Source organism: Beduini sp., assembly GCF_047239305.1.
Classification (GTDB): Bacteria; Bacillota_I; Bacilli_A; order Erysipelotrichales; family Coprobacillaceae; genus Beduini.
This window is the reverse complement of the sequence record NZ_JBKTEM010000009.1, coordinates 44,719-63,723: the sequence shown is the minus strand read 5'-3', so window position 1 is coordinate 63,723 and position 19,005 is coordinate 44,719. Positions and strand designations below refer to the sequence as shown.

The 19,005-nt window shown below is 37.4% G+C and carries 23 protein-coding genes and 1 other RNA gene; all 24 read left to right on the top strand.

Going from position 1 to position 19,005, the window contains the following annotated elements; all coding sequences use genetic code 11:
- The first annotated feature begins 85 nt into the window (after positions 1-85).
- Positions 86-670, top strand: a complete 585-nt coding sequence (locus ACLRVU_RS11780) for an L-threonylcarbamoyladenylate synthase (protein WP_412892008.1) — start codon at positions 86-88, stop codon at positions 668-670.
- Positions 667-1,107: a ribose 5-phosphate isomerase B gene (gene rpiB / locus ACLRVU_RS11775; protein WP_147551227.1), complete on the top strand. Its 441-nt coding sequence runs from the start codon at positions 667-669 to the stop codon at positions 1,105-1,107. Before ACLRVU_RS11780 ends, rpiB begins: the two co-directional genes overlap by 4 nt.
- A gap of 21 nt (positions 1,108-1,128) precedes the next feature.
- Positions 1,129-2,376 carry a serine hydroxymethyltransferase gene (gene glyA, locus ACLRVU_RS11770; RefSeq protein WP_412892007.1) on the top strand — a complete coding sequence of 416 codons (1,248 nt, stop codon included), beginning with the start codon at positions 1,129-1,131 and terminating at the stop codon, positions 2,374-2,376.
- A 15-nt stretch (positions 2,377-2,391) separates the two neighbouring features.
- Entirely contained in the window at positions 2,392-3,015 is a 624-nt protein-coding gene (gene upp, locus ACLRVU_RS11765) for a uracil phosphoribosyltransferase (protein WP_412892006.1), read from the top strand.
- Entirely contained in the window at positions 3,002-3,202 is a 201-nt protein-coding gene (locus tag ACLRVU_RS11760) for an AtpZ/AtpI family protein (protein ID WP_412096820.1), read from the top strand. The genes upp and ACLRVU_RS11760 overlap by 14 nt, the downstream gene beginning before the upstream one ends.
- A complete protein-coding gene (locus tag ACLRVU_RS11755; protein ID WP_412892005.1) occupies positions 3,203-3,583 on the top strand; it encodes a hypothetical protein in 381 nt (126 codons plus the stop codon). It abuts the gene before it with no gap.
- A gap of 5 nt (positions 3,584-3,588) precedes the next feature.
- The gene (locus ACLRVU_RS11750; protein WP_412892031.1) at positions 3,589-4,269 is read left to right on the top strand and encodes a F0F1 ATP synthase subunit A; all 681 of its coding nucleotides are present in this window, start codon (positions 3,589-3,591) and stop codon (positions 4,267-4,269) included.
- 35 nt (positions 4,270-4,304) lie between these two features.
- Positions 4,305-4,532, top strand: a complete 228-nt coding sequence (gene atpE, locus ACLRVU_RS11745) for an ATP synthase F0 subunit C (protein WP_041137985.1) — start codon at positions 4,305-4,307, stop codon at positions 4,530-4,532.
- A gap of 29 nt (positions 4,533-4,561) precedes the next feature.
- Positions 4,562-5,065, top strand: coding sequence for a F0F1 ATP synthase subunit B (atpF, locus tag ACLRVU_RS11740; RefSeq protein WP_412892004.1), 504 nt, complete (start codon positions 4,562-4,564; stop codon positions 5,063-5,065).
- A complete protein-coding gene (locus ACLRVU_RS11735) occupies positions 5,065-5,598 on the top strand; it encodes a F0F1 ATP synthase subunit delta (RefSeq protein WP_412892003.1) in 534 nt (177 codons plus the stop codon). The genes atpF and ACLRVU_RS11735 overlap by 1 nt, the downstream gene beginning before the upstream one ends.
- Before the next feature lie 9 nt (positions 5,599-5,607).
- Positions 5,608-7,134, top strand: a complete 1,527-nt coding sequence (gene atpA, locus ACLRVU_RS11730; protein ID WP_147551241.1) for a F0F1 ATP synthase subunit alpha — start codon at positions 5,608-5,610, stop codon at positions 7,132-7,134.
- Positions 7,135-7,140: 6 nt separating this feature from the next.
- Positions 7,141-7,989, top strand: a complete 849-nt coding sequence (gene atpG / locus ACLRVU_RS11725) for an ATP synthase F1 subunit gamma (RefSeq protein ID WP_412892002.1) — start codon at positions 7,141-7,143, stop codon at positions 7,987-7,989.
- 14 nt (positions 7,990-8,003) lie between these two features.
- Entirely contained in the window at positions 8,004-9,404 is a 1,401-nt protein-coding gene (gene atpD, locus ACLRVU_RS11720; RefSeq protein WP_147551244.1) for a F0F1 ATP synthase subunit beta, read from the top strand.
- A 10-nt stretch (positions 9,405-9,414) separates the two neighbouring features.
- Positions 9,415-9,807: a F0F1 ATP synthase subunit epsilon gene (locus ACLRVU_RS11715; RefSeq protein ID WP_412892001.1), complete on the top strand. Its 393-nt coding sequence runs from the start codon at positions 9,415-9,417 to the stop codon at positions 9,805-9,807.
- A 20-nt stretch (positions 9,808-9,827) separates the two neighbouring features.
- Positions 9,828-10,034: a DUF1146 domain-containing protein gene (locus ACLRVU_RS11710; RefSeq protein WP_147551246.1), complete on the top strand. Its 207-nt coding sequence runs from the start codon at positions 9,828-9,830 to the stop codon at positions 10,032-10,034.
- A 4-nt stretch (positions 10,035-10,038) separates the two neighbouring features.
- Positions 10,039-10,971 (top strand): stage II sporulation protein D, encoded by a 933-nt coding sequence (gene spoIID, locus ACLRVU_RS11705; protein ID WP_412892000.1) that lies wholly within the window; start codon positions 10,039-10,041, stop codon positions 10,969-10,971.
- Between the two features lie 44 nt (positions 10,972-11,015).
- Positions 11,016-11,621 (top strand): M23 family metallopeptidase, encoded by a 606-nt coding sequence (locus ACLRVU_RS11700; RefSeq protein WP_147551250.1) that lies wholly within the window; start codon positions 11,016-11,018, stop codon positions 11,619-11,621.
- Between the two features lie 214 nt (positions 11,622-11,835).
- On the top strand, positions 11,836-12,828 hold the full coding sequence (locus tag ACLRVU_RS11695; protein ID WP_041137973.1) for a rod shape-determining protein: 993 nt from the start codon (positions 11,836-11,838) through the stop codon (positions 12,826-12,828).
- Between the two features lie 98 nt (positions 12,829-12,926).
- On the top strand, positions 12,927-14,786 hold the full coding sequence (locus tag ACLRVU_RS11690) for an undecaprenyl/decaprenyl-phosphate alpha-N-acetylglucosaminyl 1-phosphate transferase (RefSeq protein ID WP_412891999.1): 1,860 nt from the start codon (positions 12,927-12,929) through the stop codon (positions 14,784-14,786).
- A 117-nt stretch (positions 14,787-14,903) separates the two neighbouring features.
- Positions 14,904-15,122 carry a preprotein translocase subunit SecG gene (gene secG / locus ACLRVU_RS11685; protein WP_041137972.1) on the top strand — a complete coding sequence of 73 codons (219 nt, stop codon included), beginning with the start codon at positions 14,904-14,906 and terminating at the stop codon, positions 15,120-15,122.
- Between the two features lie 45 nt (positions 15,123-15,167).
- A complete protein-coding gene (rnr, locus tag ACLRVU_RS11680; RefSeq protein ID WP_412891998.1) occupies positions 15,168-17,405 on the top strand; it encodes a ribonuclease R in 2,238 nt (745 codons plus the stop codon).
- A complete protein-coding gene (smpB, locus tag ACLRVU_RS11675; protein WP_147551256.1) occupies positions 17,402-17,851 on the top strand; it encodes an SsrA-binding protein SmpB in 450 nt (149 codons plus the stop codon). The genes rnr and smpB overlap by 4 nt, the downstream gene beginning before the upstream one ends.
- Before the next feature lie 50 nt (positions 17,852-17,901).
- Positions 17,902-18,253, top strand: a transfer-messenger RNA (tmRNA) gene (gene ssrA / locus ACLRVU_RS11670).
- 99 nt (positions 18,254-18,352) lie between these two features.
- The gene (gene fic / locus ACLRVU_RS11665) at positions 18,353-18,961 is read left to right on the top strand and encodes a protein adenylyltransferase Fic (protein WP_412891997.1); all 609 of its coding nucleotides are present in this window, start codon (positions 18,353-18,355) and stop codon (positions 18,959-18,961) included.
- The last annotated feature ends 44 nt before the right edge of the window (positions 18,962-19,005 follow it).

Below are 19,005 nucleotides of genomic sequence, written 5' to 3'. Positions count from 1 at the left end.
ATGTGCTTTTTTTGTTGGGTATTAATTTTGTGTTAAAATTCCCTTTTTATTCCATTTATGATATGATGTCATAGAGGTGAAGCCGATGGAAACACAAATCAAAAAAAGAGCGGAAATAGATGATGTTGCTGCTGCTTTAAAGCAGGAAAAAGTCGTTGCTTTTCCAACGGAAACGGTCTACGGATTAGGGGTTATTTATGATTCAGTAGCGGCGGTAGAACGTCTTATTGAAGCAAAGCAGAGAGACATGTCGAAGCGCTTTACATTGATGTTGTCAGACAAAGAAGAGCTTGATGAGTATGTCTATGTCTCCTATCGGGATCAATTGATTATTGATAAATTTATGCCGGGGGATATTACCGTTATCCTTAACAGTAAAAAAGAAGAAGGAACGATCGGGATTCGTATACCAGATGATGTGTTTGTTCGTGAATTGATACGAAAAACAGGAAAACCATTGTATGTGACAAGTGCGAATATTTCCCACCGGCCTAGCACCACCACTACTAAAGAAGTGCTTGAACAGCTAAACGGGCGCATTCCGTTTGTCGTAGAGGGAGAATGCGGTAAGCTTCAAGCTAGCAGTGTAGTGGATCTAACCACAGATGAAATTAAAATATTAAGACAAGGAAGAATCACTATTGAAATGATTGAGGAGGAACTGAAATGAAAATAGCGATTGCATGTGATCATGGCGGGTATCGCCTAAAAGAAGTATTGAAAGCATCAATGATTGCTCAAGGATATGAGGTCATTGATTTTGGAACAAACAGTGAGGACAGTGTGGATTATCCGGACTATGCTTATAAAGCCGCTAAAGCAGTAGCAGATAAAGAATGTGAACGTGGTGTAGTTGTATGCGGAACCGGAATCGGAGTCAGCATCGTTGCCAATAAAGTGGATGGTATTCGCTGTGCCTTGGTACACGATCTGTTTAGTGCTAAAGCAACTCGTCAGCATAATGATACAAATATGATTGCAATGGGCGGACGTGTAATTGGCGAAGGATTAGCTTTAGAAATATTGAATACTTGGCTTCATACTGATTATGAGGGAGGACGTCACGATCAGCGTATCGAAAAAATGATGGCTATTGAAAAACAATAAAAATAAGAGAGGGGATTTAGGATGAATGACTTTAGAGATGAATTAGTATTTGAGGCAGTAGAAAAAGAATTGATGCGTCAAAGAGAAAATATTGAGTTGATCGCATCTGAAAATCTTGTATCGAAACAAATCATGGAATTAGCCGGAAGTGTGTTTACAAATAAATATGCGGAAGGATATCCGGGGAAACGTTATTACGGTGGATGTGAAAACATGGACACCGTCGAATCTTTAGCGAAAGAAAGATTGTGTCAGCTGTTTGGTTGTGAATATGCCAATGTTCAGCCTCATTCAGGAGCACAGGCAAACACAGCAGTCTACTTAGCAGTCCTAAAAAACGGGGATCGTGTATTGGGAATGTCTCTCGCTGATGGCGGGCATTTGACGCATGGACATCCATTAAACTTCTCTGGAATGAATTATGAATTTGAAAGCTACGGTGTAGATAAAGACACAGAAACAATCGATTATGAAGCGTTCCGAGAAAAAGTCCTGACTTTCAAACCGAAATTGATTGTTGCCGGAGCAAGTGCCTACAGCCGTGAAATTGACTTTAAAAAAATGCGTGAAGCGGCAGATGAAGTCGGTGCCATGCTGATGGTGGATATTGCACATATTGCCGCTTTAGTAGCGACAGGATATCATCAATCCCCAGTACCTTATGCAGACTTTGTAACTTCAACGACACATAAAACATTGCGCGGACCTCGCGGCGGTGTCATTATGTGCAAACAAAAATATGCGGCTGCCATTGATAAAGCCGTATTTCCAGGAATGCAGGGCGGACCATTGATGCACATTATTGCAGCTAAAGCTGCTTGCTTTGGAGAAGCTTTACAGCCAAGTTTCAAAGAATACGTTAAAAATGTTGTATTAAATGCTAAGGCATTGGAAAATTCTTTGAAAACAGAAGGCTTTAGATTAGTCTCAGATGGAACAGATAATCATTTATTATTAATTGATGTCAAAGCCAGCTGTGGAATCAGTGGTAAAAAAGCCGAGCGTTTATTGGATGAAATCCATATTACCGTTAATAAGAACGCTATACCGTTTGACACAGAAAAACCATTTAAAGCAAGTGGAATTCGTGTCGGTTCTCCGGCAATGACGACCAGAGGATTTACTGAAGAAGATTTCATTGAAATTGGAAAAATTATAGCTTATCGCTTAAAAAATGAAGAAACCGATGAAATAAAAGGAGAATGCATTCGTCGTGTGAAAGCATTGACAGATAAATATCCTTTATACGAAGGATTAACTTATCTTTAGAGAAAGGAGGATACTATGGCAACATTTGTTATTGAACACCCATTGATCACTCATAAACTATCAATTATGCGCAATAAAGAGACGAAGTGCAAAGACTTCGCTGAAAATCTTAAAGAAATTGCAGCACTTGCCGCTTATGAAGTGACAAAAGATCTGCCGACAAAAATTGTAGAAGTTGAAACACCATTAACGCTAACAACAACCAAAATGCTAGCTAAAGATGTAATATTGGTGCCTATTTTAAGAGCCGGACTTGGTTTTTTAGATGGTATGAAATCAGTCATTCCTAACGCTAAGGTGGGACACATTGTCATGAAGCGTGATGAAGAAACTTTAGAAGCTAAGGAATACTATGCCAATTTTCCTAGTACCATCAACGAAGATATGATTATTGTCTTAGATCCAATGCTGGCAACCGGTTCAAGCTTAGCAAAAGCATTAGACAGCATCAAGCAAAAAGGCGCCAAACACATTAAATTCTTATGCTTAGTGGCAGCCCCTGAAGGAATTAAACTGATTGAACAGCTTCATCCGGATGTGGATCTGTATATCTGTGCAGTAGATGAAAAGCTCAACGAGCATGGCTATATTCTGCCTGGTCTTGGTGATGCAGGAGATCGTATTTTTGGAACAGAATAAGATTTGGAAGTATATTGTATTGGCACTGGGGATCGGCTGGGAAATATTTGGCTTTTTGATTCTTAGTGTCTTTATCGGTCTAGGAATTGACCATTATTTTGGAATTAAGCCAATCGGGATACTGTTAGGAAGTGCGTTAGGAATTATCAGCAGTTTTAAGCACATTCTGCGATTAGGAGGAAAGTAAGTGAAGGAAGAAGAAGCCATCGTAAAAAAATCAATCCCTGTCTTTTTAGTTATTGCGGCAGTTACTGCAGGAATTGGTTTGTTATTTGGAGAAATCTCCTATGTTCTTGGGTTAGCATTAGGGTATGGGATTAATTTAATCATATTTAAGATCATTACGATCACCGTTGACAACATTCTATTATTTAGAAGCAAGATCTCCGCAATGATTGTGATGTTTAGTTATCTGATTAAAATGGTCGTCTATGGTTTTGGATTTTTTCTAGCTGTGAAACTCCCTTCAGTTTTTAACATATTTACTGTAACAATTGGCTATTTTATGATAAAATTGACTATATTCTATTATGATTATAGGATTAGAAAGCGAGGTGAGGGTATGTGAATACAATGCGTTTGATGTTAGCGGATATTCACATCATCATTCAGCCAGAACTTATATTTTCTTTGATCATCATGGCCGCAATCTGCCTTTTTTGCGTTTATGCGGGAAAAAAGATCAAAGCAGCGGATCCTTTGGAAAAGCCTAAAGGAGTCGTCTTAATTTGTGAGGTAGGTGTACGTACAGTGCAGGATTATATGGCATCTATTATGCCGGAGAAATTTGCCAAAAACTATTACCCCTATTTCGCATTAATGTTTGTGTACTTAGTATGTGCTAATTTAAGCGGACTGATCGGATTTGATTCTCCGACATCCAATTTTTCTATTACATTAGCCATCACTTTGATTACATTTACGTTAATACAATACAACGCTATCAAAAAGAAAGGTGGACTGACCTACATCAAAGAATTAGTATGGCCGCCCACCAATATTTTAGGAGCAATTTCACCGCTTATTTCATTATCTATGCGTTTATTCGGTAATATTCTAAGCGGAACCATCTTAATGGGATTGGTATACAGTTTTACCGGGTGGCTTTCATTCAAGATCATTCCGTTTAACTTTGTCGGACCAATCTTAGCCCCTGTACTGCATGTTTATTTTGATGTGTTTGCAGGGTGTATTCAAACGTTAGTGTTCGTAACACTCTCATGTATTCTGATCGCTATTGAAGCAGAAGAATAAAACAAAATAAAAAACAATATTGGAGGATTTTAAAAATGACAGACGTTGGATTAATCGCGATCGCTGCAGGGATTGCAGTATGTGCCGGATTAGGAACCGGTATCGGTGAAGGGATTGCCGCAAGTAAGGCAGTTGAAGCAGTAGGAAGAAACCCAGAAGCGGAAGGAAAAATCCGTACCATGATGATCTTAGGGATTGCTTTATCAGAAACAGTAGCGATCTATGGGTTATTGATCGCCTTCATCCTATTATTCGTTTATTAATCATCATTAATTAGAATAGGAGGAATAAGATGGATATCAATATAGCCGGAAAGTTATTCCCGAATATCACGACATTGATCGTACAGCTGTGTTCAACAGGCATCATGCTTTTAGTATTCAAGAAGTACTTATGGAGCACGATTCGTGAATATATGGCTAAGCGCGCTGAAGCGATTGAAGGAAATATTACAGAAGCTCGACAAATGAATGAACAGGCAAAAGTCTTTGTACAAGAAAGCGAGCAGCAGGCACGAGAAGCAGCCAAAGAATATCGTGCTACGATTCAAAAGGCAAAAGAAGATGCCGCTAAAGTAAAAGAGGGAATCTTAGCTGAAGCCGCACAAGAAGCTAGAATAAGGATCGAACAGGCAGATCGAGAAATTGAAGCTGAAAAGTTAAAAGCAAAAGAGGAAATGAAACAAGAGATCATTGAGGTTGCTTTTGAAGTTGCTGAAAAAGTAATGAATAAAGAAGTAGATCAAAAAACGAATAAAGATATGGTCGATGAATTTATCGACGACTTGGTGAACTAATGGAATCCGTAGCATTGCGTTATGCTTCTTCCTTGTTTGAGTTAGCTCAGGAAGAAAGAAAGATTGAACGCTATGAAGCAGATTTAGCCTTAGTGAAAAATATCATTTGCTCAGATGAAGAAGTCCTAAGCTTTTTTATGCATTTTAATGTTGACAAAAAAGTAAAGAAAGAAACAATTGATAAAGCGTTTGATAATAATCTATCTGTCTATGTGCAAAACTTTATCAAATTGTTGATTGATAAAAATCGTATGGGTTCACTGCCGGAGATTATTCAGGCTTATCATTCTTTGACGAATGATTATTTAGGGATCAAAGAGGGAACGCTTTATTCAAGTATGCCGCTAGATGAACAGGAAATAAAAAAACTAGAACATGTTTTATCAGTTAAAATGGATAAAAAGATCGTCTTGACACCAAAGATCGATGAAAGTCTGATCGGTGGTATTAAAGTAGTGATTGGAAATCATGTGATTGATGGAACAGTTAAAAATAAAATGGACTTATTGAAAAATGAGTTGCTTAGAAAGTAGGTGGATCGAGTGGGTCTAAGACCAGATGAAATCAGTTCAATCATAAAAGAACAAATCAAACGTTATGACGAAGTTGTTGAAACAAAAGATATCGGAAAAGTCATGACAATCGGAGACGGTGTTTCATTGATCCATGGATTAGACAATGCCATGCTGGGAGAATTGTTGGAATTCCCGCATGAGGTCTATGGAATGGTTATGAATCTTGAAGAAGATTATGTAGGTGCCGTATTGCTTGGTCAAAGTGATGAGATCAAGGAAGGCGATGAAGTAAAACGAACCGGAAAAATTATTGAGGTACCGGTTGGAGATGAAATGCTGGGACGTGTTGTGAATCCATTAGGACAAGCTATTGATGGACAAGGACCGATCCTGACGAATAAAACAAGACCAATTGAAAGAGTTGCTCCGGGAGTTATGACTAGAAAATCGGTGAGTGTGCCGCTACAAACAGGAATTACTTCGATTGATGCGATTATTCCAATTGGACGCGGTCAGCGTGAGTTGATTATCGGAGATCGCCAAACCGGGAAAACAGCAATTGCGATCGATACAATCTTAAATCAAAAAGGTCAGGATATTTATTGTGTTTATGTCGCTATTGGACAAAAGAATTCGACGGTTGCTCAAATTGTTGAAAAATTGCGTCAAGGCGGAGCAATGGATTATACGACGATTGTATCCGCTTCTGCTTCAGAACTGGCACCGGTGCAGTATATTGCCCCGTATGCAGGAAGTGCCATTGCAGAAGAGTGGCTGGATAAAGGAAAAGATGTTTTGATTGTCTATGATGATTTATCGAAACATGCCGTCGCTTATCGTACAGTGTCTTTATTATTAAAGAGACCACCAGGACGTGAAGCGTATCCGGGGGATGTCTTCTATTTGCATTCAAGACTGCTGGAACGTGCTTGTCGTTTGAATGATGAAATGGGCGGAGGATCAATCACTGCCTTGCCAATCATTGAAACACAAGCCGGAGATATCTCAGCCTATATCCCTACAAATGTTATTTCGATTACGGATGGTCAGATTTTCTTGCAGCAAGATCTATTTAATGCCGGCTTCAGACCTGCTATTGATACCGGATTATCCGTATCTCGTGTAGGCTCTGCCGCACAGATCAAAGCAATGAAGCAAGTATCCGGATCATTGAAACTTGAATTAGCACAGTTTGCAGAAATGCAGGCCTTTGCACAGTTTGGATCAGATTTGGACAATGCGACAAAAGCCGTATTAGATCATGGACAAAAAGTACGTGAAGTATTGAAACAGGCACAGTATTCACCACGAAGTGTAGAAACTCAGGTCATTACACTGTTTGCTTTGAAACATGGCTTTACTAAACAAATTCCGGTAAATAAAATTAATTTATTTATGGATGAACTGCTAGAAGAAATTGCTGAAAATCATGATGACTATATTCAAGAGATCAAAGAGGCAAAAGCCATCTCACCTGAATTAGAAGCGAAGCTAAAAGAAACTATCGGAACTTTTGCGGAAAGATTCGTAAAAACCGCCGAAAAAGAAGGATAGCGCCTTATGGCTGGAATGCAGACGATCAAGCGTCGTATTCGCTCGGTCGAATCAACTAAAAAAATCACAAAAGCGATGGAATTAGTTGCCACTTCTAAATTAAGAAAAACAAGAAATCAATTAGATCAATTAAAGCCTTACTATAATACTGTCCGCTCTACTGTGGCAGAAATCCTTGAATCAAGCCAAGGGCAAAGTGACAGCCCTTACTTAATGAAAACCGATGTAGAAACAACCGCTTATATCGTGATTACATCCAGTTTAGGATTATGCGGCGGCTATAATGCTAATGTCATCAAACTGGCATTAGAAGAAATCAAAGCGAATGATTTAGTTTACACAATCGGAACAAAAGGCTATAGCTCATTAAAAAGAAGTTTTCCTTCTGTCAATGAGACTTACATGCATGTGAATCAATCGTTGGATTTTAATGAAATCGTTCGTTTGGTTAATGAGCTGAAGAACTTATACTTAGAAAAGAAAATTGGTCATATTAAAATTATTTATACAGAATTTGTTAATAATCTGCGCTATGTGCCTCATGCGGTAACATTGCTGCCGGTAACTGCGGACAAGTTTGTAAAAAGCAGTCATGCAAATAAAGAGACTTTATTTGAACCCAGTCCGGAAGCCGTATTGGAACAGCTGATCCCGATGTACTTGCAAGCCGTTATCTATGGGTATTTGGTAGAATCCATTACCAGTGAGAATGCTTCAAGAAGAACATCGATGGAAAATGCTAATGATAATGCAGAAGAATTAATCGAAGATCTATTATTAAAATACAATCAAGCAAGACAGACAGCGATCACGAATGAAATTTCAGAAATCGTTGCCGGTGCTAATGCTCAATAAAAGGAGGCGGTATGATGTCTGAAAAAAATATTGGAAAAGTCGTTCGTGCCGTTGGACCCGTTGTCGATGTGCAATTTGAAGCAGATCATTTACCTTTGCTTAATACTGCCATTGAGATCATGAATGGACAAGACCAACTTGTTGTTGAAGTTGCTAGCCATATCGGTGAAGATATTGTTAGATGTATTGCCATGGGTCCGACAGATGGACTCACCAGAGGAATTGATGCCCTTGATACAGGGGCGCCGATCCGAGTACCGGTTGGAGATAAAACATTGGGACGTATGTTTAATGTTTTAGGTCAGCCAATCGATGATCAGGAATTTGACAGGGATGATGTTAAGCTGATGCCGATTCATCGTCAGGCTCCCGACTATTCACAACAAAGAACGGAAACAGAAATCCTTGAAACCGGAATCAAAGTCATCGATTTAATTTGTCCCTTCATCAAAGGGGGAAAGATTGGATTATTCGGTGGTGCCGGAGTTGGTAAGACCGTATTAATCCAGGAGTTCATCAACAATATTGCGACTGAACATGGTGGATTATCTGTGTTCGCAGGTGTTGGAGAACGTTCACGTGAAGGAAACGACCTTTACTATGAAATGAAAGAAAGCGGTGTTTTAAATAAAACAACCCTAGTGTTCGGACAAATGAACGAACCACCGGGATCTCGTTTAAGAGTAGCTTTAACAGGATTAACAATGGCGGAACATTTCCGTGATGAAGAGGGACAGGACGTCTTGCTGTTCATCGATAATATATTCCGTTTTACTCAAGCCGGTTCAGAAGTATCTGCCTTGTTGGGACGTGTTCCTTCACAAGCCGGATATCAGCCTACTTTAGCGACAGAGATGGGACAACTGCAGGAACGTATTACCTCAACTAAAAAGGGATCCATTACTTCTGTACAAGCCGTTTATGTACCAGCCGATGACTTAACGGACCCGGCTCCGGCTACAACATTTGCTCACTTAGACGCTAAAGTTGTATTGGATCGTTCTATTGCGGCATTAGGAATCTACCCAGCAGTAGATCCATTGAACTCATCATCACGTGCGCTGGATCCGCTGGTTGTGGGAAAAGAACACTATGAAGTAGCTCATGGCGTTCAGCAAATCTTACAGCGTTTCCAAGAATTGCAGGATATTATTGCGATCTTAGGAATGGATGAATTAGGTGAAGAAGACAAATTAACCGTTGCTCGTGCACGACGTGTGCGTAACTATCTGTCTCAGCCATTTACTGTAGCAAGCCAGTTTACCGGAATGGATGGTAAATATGTGCATGTAGACGATACTATTAAAGGCTTCAAAGAAATCTTGGAAGGTAAGTGGGATCATTTACCTGAACAGGCTTTCCATAACGTTGGATCAATCGAAGAAGCTGTCGCTAAAGCTGAAACATTAGAATAGAGGTGCAATGATGAGTACCTTTCATTTAAAAATCGTAACTCCTAGTGGTGTTTACGCAGAAAAAGATGTGAATATTTTAAATATTCGAACAACCGGAGGACAAATGGGGATCTTAGCCCATCATTTGCCTTTAGCCAGTGCGATTGAAATTTCGGAAATGAACTTTGTAGAAAACAATCAGAGAACTTTTTATGCAATCGGCGGTGGTTTTGTATATGTCGGAAATGATGAAACAACGATTATTGCCAACTCGATTGAAAGTCAAGAAGAAATCAACTTGGCACGTGCTACGCAGGCAAAGGCACGTGCGGAAAAGCGTCTGCAAAGCAAAGACGGTGATGTTATGCGTGCAGAGATTGCTTTAAGAAAGGCTTTGAACCGTATTCACGTCAAAAACTTATAAAACTAAAGAAAGGAGGAATAATGATGGTATACTCAATCATAAAATTAGTGACGTATATAGGAAGTGTTATGGTAAGTTTCTATGCTTTAAGCTGTATAGACTTTGCTCGTTTTCTAAAAAAGAATAAAGCAAGAGAGTTCAATACCCTTTTTATATTGATGTGCTTTGCTTTAGCTTATTTAGTCGCTTCATTTATACTCGAATTTATGACAATAAGAATCGGGTGATGATTTGAAAAAGATATTTATGAGATTAGGAGCTTTAGCTCTGTTATTTGCTTGGATTAATTATTCTTTATATTTAAAACCGGATAAATCTCACGCAAAAGAACCGGATATTCAGCAGTTAAACGATACAAATGATAAAACTACACTTCCCAGTGAATATCAGGTCGAGGTAACTCAAAAAGACGGAAGTGTTCAATATTTAGCGTTAGATGATTATCTAGTTGGTGTAGTCGCCGGAGAGATGCCTTTATCATTTGAAGATGAAGCTTTAAAAGCACAAACAGTTGCCAGCCGCACCTTTGCTTTTTCAAGAGGCTTAAAGGTAGACACAACGACTAACACACAAGTCTATTTAACTGTTGAGCAGATGAAGAATAACTGGAAAGATGAATTTGATCAAAAATATGAACGATTGAAAAATATTGTAAGTTCTACACATAATGTAGTAATGAAATATAATAATAATTATATCTCTGCCTTGTTTTTTTCAAGTTCAAACGGAAAAACAGAAAATAGTGAAGATTATTTTGCTTCCAGTAGTGTTCCTTACTTACGTTCTGTAGACAGTACTTGGGAATTATCAATCTGCCCCAACATAGAACGTACCAGTAATTTTACACCTGAACAAATGAAAGCTGCTTTTAATCAGGATATCGAAGACATTCATATCGTCTCTCATTATGACAGCGGACGTGTAAAAGAAGTCAGTGTAAATAATCAAATTTACAGCGGCAGGGAAGTAAGGGAATTACTGAATTTAGCGTCAACGGATTTTAAAATTAACTATGATGGCAGTCAGTATATATTTGATACTGTTGGATTCGGTCATGGCGTAGGAATGAGTCAGTACGGTGCTAATGGAATGGCAATGAATGGCTATAGCTATGAAGAAATTCTAGCATACTATTACCAAAACGTGGAAATTTGTAAATTATAGAATAAATTTATTCATAATGGAAATACTGTTTATGAGGTGAAATTATGAATAAAAAAACATATAAAATTGGTTTATTGTTTTGTTTATCTGTCTTTGTTTTCTTAACGGGATTGGTGGTATATGAAAAGTTTAATGAAAATAACCAGGATATCCCCGTTGTTTCCATGAATCCTACACCAACGGAAACAGAAACAAAAACAGAGGAAAAAATCGCTAAACCATATGCAGGTGAAGTACAAGTAGCAAGAAGTTTCTATGACCAAAGCGACGATGCTGAAAAACAAGGAAAATCTTTAGTGCTATTTGAAGGAGTGTATCGTCCTAATCAAGGTGCCGATTTTACAAGCAATAATAAAGCATTTGAAGTATTAGCTAGTTTAAGTGGCACCGTAACAAGCAAAAAAGAAGATCCAATCTTTGGATTATGTGTATCCATTGAAAGTGATAATGGTGTAACAATCACTTATCAAAGTATGTCTGAGGTCTCTGTAGAACTTAACGCCAAAGTTAAACAAGGTGATGTGTTGGGAAAAACCGGAGAAAACCTTTATGAAGCAGATCTTGGTAATCATTTACACATGATCGTTGAAAAGAATGGTAATGTTTTAAACCCAGAAAAATGCTTTGATAAGACAACAAAAGAATTATAGATGATTGAAGAGTTAGAATTTGTTTCTAACTTTTTTTATTTTCTTATTCATGAATATAAATTTAGTCCTTATCTATACTAATAGTGGCAGGCAATTCGAAAAGAAACAAAAAAATAATAAAAAGTTTATGAGTTTTTATTATTCTTATTGCTAGATTATTAGATATAGTATATGATATAATACTGTAGAAATAGGTTCATAGGAGGAAAAAATCATGGGATTTTCAAAAGAAATTGGTATCGATTTAGGTACTGCAAATATATTAATCTATGTTAAAGGCGAAGGAATCGTCGTTAATGAACCTTCAGTTGTAGCCATGGATGCTGAAACACATAAAGCATTGGCAGTTGGAGCTGAAGCAAAAGAAATGTTAGGGAAAACACCAGGTCGTGTACAAGCCATTCGTCCTTTAAAAGACGGTGTTATTGCAGACTTCCAGGTGACTGAAATCCTTATTACACATTTTATCAATAAATTAAATTTGAAGGGTGTTTTTTCAAGACCAACAATCTTGATTTGCTGTCCTTCTAATATTACTTCTATTGAAAAAAGTGCGATTAAAGATGTAGCTGAACGCTGTGGTGCTAAACGTGTATTTATTGAAGAAGAACCTAAAGTAGCTGCTATCGGAGCAGGTTTGGATATTTCAAGACCGGCTGGACATATGGTCATTGATATTGGTGGGGGAACAACTGATGTTGCTGTCTTATCTTTAGGCGATATCGTAACAAGTACATCATTAAAAATTGCGGGTGACCGTATGGATGAAGAAATTATTCATTACTTAAAAGATAAATATAAATTATTGATCGGTGATCGTACTGCCGAACAAATTAAAATTGAAATCGGAACAGCTGTAAGAGGCGGAAGAGAAGATAAAGTCATGGAAGTTAGAGGACGTGACTTAGTCACCGGACTTCCTCATACTGTAGAAATCAGCGCAGATGAAACTGAACTGGCATTAAGAGAAAACTGTAATACAATCGTTGCAGCTGCAAAATCAGTATTAGAAAAAACACCGCCTGAATTAGCAGCGGATATTGTAAGCCGTGGTATTTTCTTAACTGGTGGTGGAGCATTGCTTCATGGACTGGATGCTTTATTAGAAAAAGAATTAAACGTACCGGTATTCGTAGCAGATAATGCTTTGGATTGTGTTGCTGAAGGATGCGGCGTTATGTTAAATAATTTACATTACGTAAAATAAGCTGTAGGGGGATGCTTCCCTCTTTTTTTATTTTCGATTATTTCACATTGTTCACTAAGAAATATATGGTATAATGACATACAGTAGGAGGCATGAGAATGAAAATTGAAATCATATTATCATTTATAGTAGCAATGATCCTCAGTGCACTCCTCGTTCCTATTGTAAAGATTGTAGGAGACAAGCTCAATATCATTGCTTTGCAAAATGAAAGAACCATACATAATGGCCGAATCGTGAGAATTGGCGGTTATGCCATATATATCAGTTTTATCATTTGTGCTTATATATTCTTGAAAACAGATGTGCAGATCAATTCGATCCTATTTTCAAGTTTTCTTGTCTTTATGATTGGACTGTATGATGATATTCATGATGTCAGTCCCAAAGTTAAATTACTTGTAGAAATAATTGCTGCTTCCATTATTATTTTTTATGGAAAGATCATGCTGAGAGGGATTACGATTCCTTATCTTCCGGGTGATATTTGTGAATGGATTTCTATTGGGATTACCTATTTATGGATTATTGGTATTACGAATGCGATCAATTTGATCGATGGATTGGACGGACTATCCTCTGGGATTTCAATAATCGTCCTTGTAACTTTATCGCTTACCAGTTTACATTTCGGGAGAACCGATATTGCTGCGCTTTCACTATTGCTGGCGGGAGCAACAGTTGGTTTTCTCTTCTATAATTTCAATCCGGCCTCTATCTTTATGGGAGATAACGGAGCCTTGTTTTTAGGGTTTATGATTTCTGTTATTTCATTGTTAGGTTTTGGATATAAAAGTTCGGCTTTCTTTACGTTAGGTGCACCGATTATTGTTTTAGCCGTTCCAATTATGGATACGATCATGGCGATTCTAAGACGTAAACTAAGGAAGAAAAAATTCTCTGATGCAGATCGTGAACATTTGCATCATCAATTAATGTTTAACTTAAACCTAGGACAAAAAAAGAGTGTTTTAATATTATACGGAGCGACTGTTTTATTCTCACTTTCATCTTATATTTATCTGTTTGACAAAAAAGCAGCGATTGCTTTATTCGTTTTGTTAGTTATCGCATTTGAGTTATTTGTTGAGTATACGCAGATGATCAGCCGTCGTTATCGACCATTGTTAACGATTATCAATCTCTTTGTCCATAGTGATAAGTTACCGATCTTAAGTGAGCCGGAACCCGATGTTCATACTTTAAAGGAACTATCTACACAAATCAATAAAGAAAATAAGCAGCAGATCGATTATTATCGTCGGCGTGCCAGAGCATATGAAAGGACTAAACGAATCATGAAAAAAGATAGCAAGTCAAAATTAAAATTGCAGATACTTATTGTTTCCATTTTAAGTGTATGTGTTGTATTTGGAGTAGTGGCGGTGATGTATCTTAAAAATCAAGGAGAAAGCAATCAGCCTCCTGTTGTGCAGCCAGTGGATGATGGCTTAAATTATACATTGTCAACCAATGCAACAGATAAAATGAAAGAAATCTTTGAACAGCTGGAAGCAGCTAATCAATCAGGAGATCAGGAAAAAGAAATGACTTATGCAGCTGCTTATTTTGCGACTGATTTCTTTACATGGTCAAATAAAACGAAACGTGAAGATATTGGCGGCTTAAATTATGTTTGGCCGGATTCGCGTCAGGATTTTGCCTCATTTGCTTTGCGTGACTATTATGCAAATTTCACAGATTATGCCAATAAATATGGAATCAGCTTACTTCCGGAAGTAGAAAACTATGTAATCAATGGTGTTTCAGAATCAGAATTCCGCTTAGAAAGTGAAGAGGATAAAGATAAGCCATGCTTTGATATCAGCATTGATATTACTTATAAGCAAGTGAGCGGAGGCATGCCAACCTCTTCCTTAAAGAGTTCAATGGTGATTACTGTCGTAAAAGATACAGAATTGTATTATGTTGTCGGGATCGACTATAAAGAAGCTTAATCGCTTCTTTTTTTGCCCTTTAAATGGTTGAAATTTAAAAATAGATATGGTATTATGACAATGCTAGTAAATCAGAAAATTCACATGAGTTTTAATTAGTATTTAGGAGGATCGATCATGTTAGATATATTAATGGTAGTCGTATGTATTGCAATTATTGTATTATCTCTATTGCAAAGCGGTAAATCTGAAGGAATCGTCAGCGCTTTGACCGGACAAAGTTCGGCATTATTCGCACAAACTAAAGAAAGAGGATCAGAGTTAGTTTTAACACGATTAACAGTTGGATTCGGTATTGCTTTCTTTGTGTTGGCAGTATTAATCCAAATGGGGTAAACAATAGGACAATGCAGTCCTATTTTTTTTTGAAGGAGGGATGTTATGGAAAAGCAAATATTAGAATGGTTAGCAGCCGATGATTATTTAGGAATGGATGTAGATGAATTAGCTACAGCATTGGGATTTGATACAACCGATAAATTTAAAGAGCTGGTAAAATGCTTGGTAAAGCTGGAGGATGAAAAAGCTATTGTCAGAGGAATTGGTGATCGCTACTTTTTACCTGATCGTACAGGCATTGTGATTGGAACAGTTCAATTAAATCCGCGTGGATTTGGATTTATTCGAGTGGGAGATGATCTCGATGATGTCTATGTGGGGGAGAAGAACCTGCATGGGGCTTTAAATAATGATAAGGTTAAGGTCAAGATTGATGGAAAACAAAGTGGTTCTTCTTTAGAAGGAGAAGTCATTGAAATAATTGAAAGAGGTCAAAAACAGGTTGTTGGATTAGTGAAGCAGATTCAGGGGAAATTTTATGTATCTGTCGATGACAATAAATTTGGTTCATTAGTCCTGCTTAGCGGAAACCGCAAAGGAGCAATGGAAGGACACAAGGTTGTCGCAAAAATCACAAGTTTTGAACAGCCGATTATGGGGGAAGTCGTACAGATTTTAGGGCATCGCAATGATCCCGGAGTCGATATTTTATCTGTTGTTGCACGCTATGATTTAGCGACTGAATTTAATGAGGATGTAATGGCAGAATTAGAAAGTATTCCGGATGTCGTGGCGGCAGAAGATAAAGAAAACCGCGTCGATCTGCGTGATGAATTAATTGTGACTATCGATGGTGATGATGCGAAAGACTTAGACGATGCCATCAGCTTGAAACGATTGAAAAACGGAAACTATCAATTAGGGGTTCATATTGCGGATGTCTCTCATTACGTAAAAGAAGGAAGTCAGATTGATAAAGAAGCTATCAGCAGAGGAACTTCGGTTTATTTAGTTGACCGTGTTATCCCTATGCTTCCACACAAGCTTTCTAACGGAATCTGTTCGTTAAATCCGCATGTTGATCGATTGACGATATCTTGTATCATGGAAATCAATTCATCAGGGGATGTGGTTGACCATCAGATCTTGCCAACGATGATTCATTCTACAGAAAGAATGACTTATAATAATGTCAATAAAATATTAGACGGAGATAAAGCAACAACGAAACGTTATGAAGATATTCATAAATTATTCTTCCAAATGGAGAAATTGGCGATTATCTTAAGAAGTAAACGTAGTAAAAAAGGGGCTATTGACTTTGACGTGGATGAGGCAAAAGTTATTGTTGATAAAAAAGGTAAACCAACAGATGTAGTATTAAGAACCCGAGGAATCAGTGAACGAATTATTGAGGAGTTTATGCTGGTTGCCAATGAAACTGTGGCAGAACATTTTTTCTGGCTGCAAGTACCTTTTATTTATCGTGTTCATGAACATCCTAAGAAAAAGAAATTATTGAATTTTGCTACGATTGCCAGCGTTTTAGGTTATAAGATTAAAGGCTCTTTGGATCATGTTTATCCAAGAGAATTAAGCTCACTGATTGAATCGGCAAAAGGCAAACCAGAGCATAGTGTTATTTCAACCTTGCTGTTAAGATGTATGCAGAAAGCACGCTATGATGCTCAATGTTTAGGGCATTATGGACTAGCTGACGAATATTACACACATTTTACTTCGCCAATTCGACGTTATCCGGATTTATTAGTACACCGTCTTATCAGAAATTATGTATTTGAGCAAAAATTAGATGGTCAGACAATTCAGCACTTTAGTGAAGTTGTACCGCAGTTGGCGGAAAGTTCATCAAACTGCGAAATTGATGCGGTAAACTGCGAACGTGATGTAATGGATATGAAAATGGCAGAATATATGCAAAGCCGCATCGGTCAGGAATATGATGGAATTGTATCTTCGGTGACTGCTTTTGGATTGTTTGTAGAACTGCCTAATACCATTGATGGCTTGGTGCATATTTCTACTTTGAAGGATGATTATTATCATTATGACGCTCAATATTTACAACTAGTAGGAGAAAGAACTGGGAATACTTATCGTATGTCAGACCGAGTACGTATTAAAGTCATCAGTGCCTCTAAACTGGATGGTCAGATTGATTTTGAAATTATTGACAGCAAGAAGAAAAAACGTAAACCTAAAGAAGAGCCTGTACATCGCAGAAAAGGTGATAAAAAAAGAACACCTACTTCACGAAATTTATTTTCTCGTTCAAAGCGACCAGCTAATAAAAGTCGAAGCAGGAGGGGATCAAAATGAAAATCTTAGCCCAAAATAAAAAAGCTTATCATGATTATTTCATTGAAGATACTTTTGAAGCGGGCATCGTTTTACAAGGAACGGAAATCAAATCTGTTCGCAAAGGAAGTGCTAATTTAAAGGATAGTTTTATTCGTATCAAGAATGATGAGGCCTTCTTAGAAAATATGCATATTGCTCCTTATGAACAGGGAAATATCTTTAACCATGAGCCACTGCGTACTAGAAAACTTTTATTGCATAAAAAAGAAATTCTTAAATTGGCAAAAGAGGTCAAAGAGGGTGGGTATACGATTGTTCCCACTAAGCTTTATTTTGATAAGGGAAGTAAAGTGAAAGTGGAGATTGCTTTGGCAAAAGGAAAGAAATTATTTGATAAACGTCAGTCGCTAAAGGAAAAAGATGCGAAAAGGGACATTGAAAAAGCTTTAAAGAACATTTATTGATTTCATTTCAATGAATGTGCTATAATTCATATGCGGTTATCCGCATATCTGGGGTCGTCTTGGATTCGACAGGGACAAGTCTGACTTTAGCTGCAGTCGGAGGCACACGTTACGTGCACAAACAAATAACTGGAAACAGAACAAATTATTCATTTGCCTAATTAAGTCGACATAGACTTTGGCATGCTACTGTTGGATTTACTCATAATTCATCAGCTAGTATCATAACTTATGAGTTAAGAAAAAGGATTGCCTAGCTCCTTTTTACGAAAACCAATAGGCTCGCTAAGTGAAAGATTGCTTATTGATCGTAGCTTAGTTAAACTCATTCAATAAGATAAACTGTAGACGCTTTAGAGGGACTGTTTTTGGACGGGGGTTCGATTCCCCCCGGCTCCACCTGAGTCATTAAGATATTAATGGTTGAGGTGAAGGCGAAAGGAAAAATGAAAGGATTAATTTATAATCCTTTTTTTGTATATAAGAAAGGAGCAAAATAAAATGTTGAAAAATAAACTTGGCATAAATAATTCAGCAGAGCTTGCACGCAAGGAAGAACAGATTAGCAAGGCAAAAGCGTTGGATCTATTTGAAAATGAATTACTTGATACTTTTGAAGTTGGTACTTTTAAAGGCTTGGCACAAATACACGATTATTTATTTAGTGACATTTATGATTTTGCTGGAAAAATGAGGGATGTAAATATTGCTAAAGGGGGATTTCGTTTTGCTCCTTTTATGTATTTAGGAGCAGCTTTAAAAAATATCGATGAAATGCCACAATCTAATTTTGATGAGATTATTGAAAAATATGTAGAAATGAATATAGCTCATCCATTTCGTGAAGGTAATGGGCGTAGTACAAGAATTTGGTTAGATTGTATTTTAAAAAAAGAATTAAAATGTGTTATTGATTGGAATGAGGTTGATAAAGAGGACTACTTATTGGCTATGGAGAGAAGTCCGATTAAAGATGTAGAAATTAAGGTTTTATTGAAGAGCGCATTAACAGGTAAAATTGATGATCGAGAAGTATATATGTTGGGAATTGATGCGAGTTATTATTATGAGGGATATTATATTTATAAGACAGAGAATTTAAAAAGATAGAGTATGCTTTTTATTATGATAAAAGGATAATTTTAGTATCTTTT

Excerpts from the sequence above, each read along its gene's own strand:
- rnr (WP_412891998.1), top strand. The coding sequence starts at position 15,168 with ATGGAAAAGCAAATATTAGAATGGTTAGCAGCCGATGATTATTTAGGA.
- atpF (WP_412892004.1), top strand. The coding sequence starts at position 4,562 with ATGGATATCAATATAGCCGGAAAGTTATTCCCGAATATCACGACATTG.
- ACLRVU_RS11710 (WP_147551246.1), top strand. The coding sequence starts at position 9,828 with ATGATGGTATACTCAATCATAAAATTAGTGACGTATATAGGAAGTGTT.
- upp (WP_412892006.1), top strand. The coding sequence starts at position 2,392 with ATGGCAACATTTGTTATTGAACACCCATTGATCACTCATAAACTATCA.
- ACLRVU_RS11750 (WP_412892031.1), top strand. The coding sequence starts at position 3,589 with ATGCGTTTGATGTTAGCGGATATTCACATCATCATTCAGCCAGAACTT.
- rpiB (WP_147551227.1), top strand. The coding sequence starts at position 667 with ATGAAAATAGCGATTGCATGTGATCATGGCGGGTATCGCCTAAAAGAA.
- atpE (WP_041137985.1), top strand. The coding sequence starts at position 4,305 with ATGACAGACGTTGGATTAATCGCGATCGCTGCAGGGATTGCAGTATGT.
- smpB (WP_147551256.1), top strand. The coding sequence starts at position 17,402 with ATGAAAATCTTAGCCCAAAATAAAAAAGCTTATCATGATTATTTCATT.
- ACLRVU_RS11695 (WP_041137973.1), top strand. The coding sequence starts at position 11,836 with ATGGGATTTTCAAAAGAAATTGGTATCGATTTAGGTACTGCAAATATA.
- fic (WP_412891997.1), top strand. The coding sequence starts at position 18,353 with ATGTTGAAAAATAAACTTGGCATAAATAATTCAGCAGAGCTTGCACGC.
- ACLRVU_RS11780 (WP_412892008.1), top strand. The coding sequence starts at position 86 with ATGGAAACACAAATCAAAAAAAGAGCGGAAATAGATGATGTTGCTGCT.
- atpG (WP_412892002.1), top strand. The coding sequence starts at position 7,141 with ATGGCTGGAATGCAGACGATCAAGCGTCGTATTCGCTCGGTCGAATCA.
- secG (WP_041137972.1), top strand. The coding sequence starts at position 14,904 with ATGTTAGATATATTAATGGTAGTCGTATGTATTGCAATTATTGTATTA.
- atpD (WP_147551244.1), top strand. The coding sequence starts at position 8,004 with ATGTCTGAAAAAAATATTGGAAAAGTCGTTCGTGCCGTTGGACCCGTT.
- ACLRVU_RS11735 (WP_412892003.1), top strand. The coding sequence starts at position 5,065 with ATGGAATCCGTAGCATTGCGTTATGCTTCTTCCTTGTTTGAGTTAGCT.
- glyA (WP_412892007.1), top strand. The coding sequence starts at position 1,129 with ATGAATGACTTTAGAGATGAATTAGTATTTGAGGCAGTAGAAAAAGAA.
- ACLRVU_RS11690 (WP_412891999.1), top strand. The coding sequence starts at position 12,927 with ATGAAAATTGAAATCATATTATCATTTATAGTAGCAATGATCCTCAGT.
- ACLRVU_RS11715 (WP_412892001.1), top strand. The coding sequence starts at position 9,415 with ATGAGTACCTTTCATTTAAAAATCGTAACTCCTAGTGGTGTTTACGCA.
- ACLRVU_RS11700 (WP_147551250.1), top strand. The coding sequence starts at position 11,016 with ATGAATAAAAAAACATATAAAATTGGTTTATTGTTTTGTTTATCTGTC.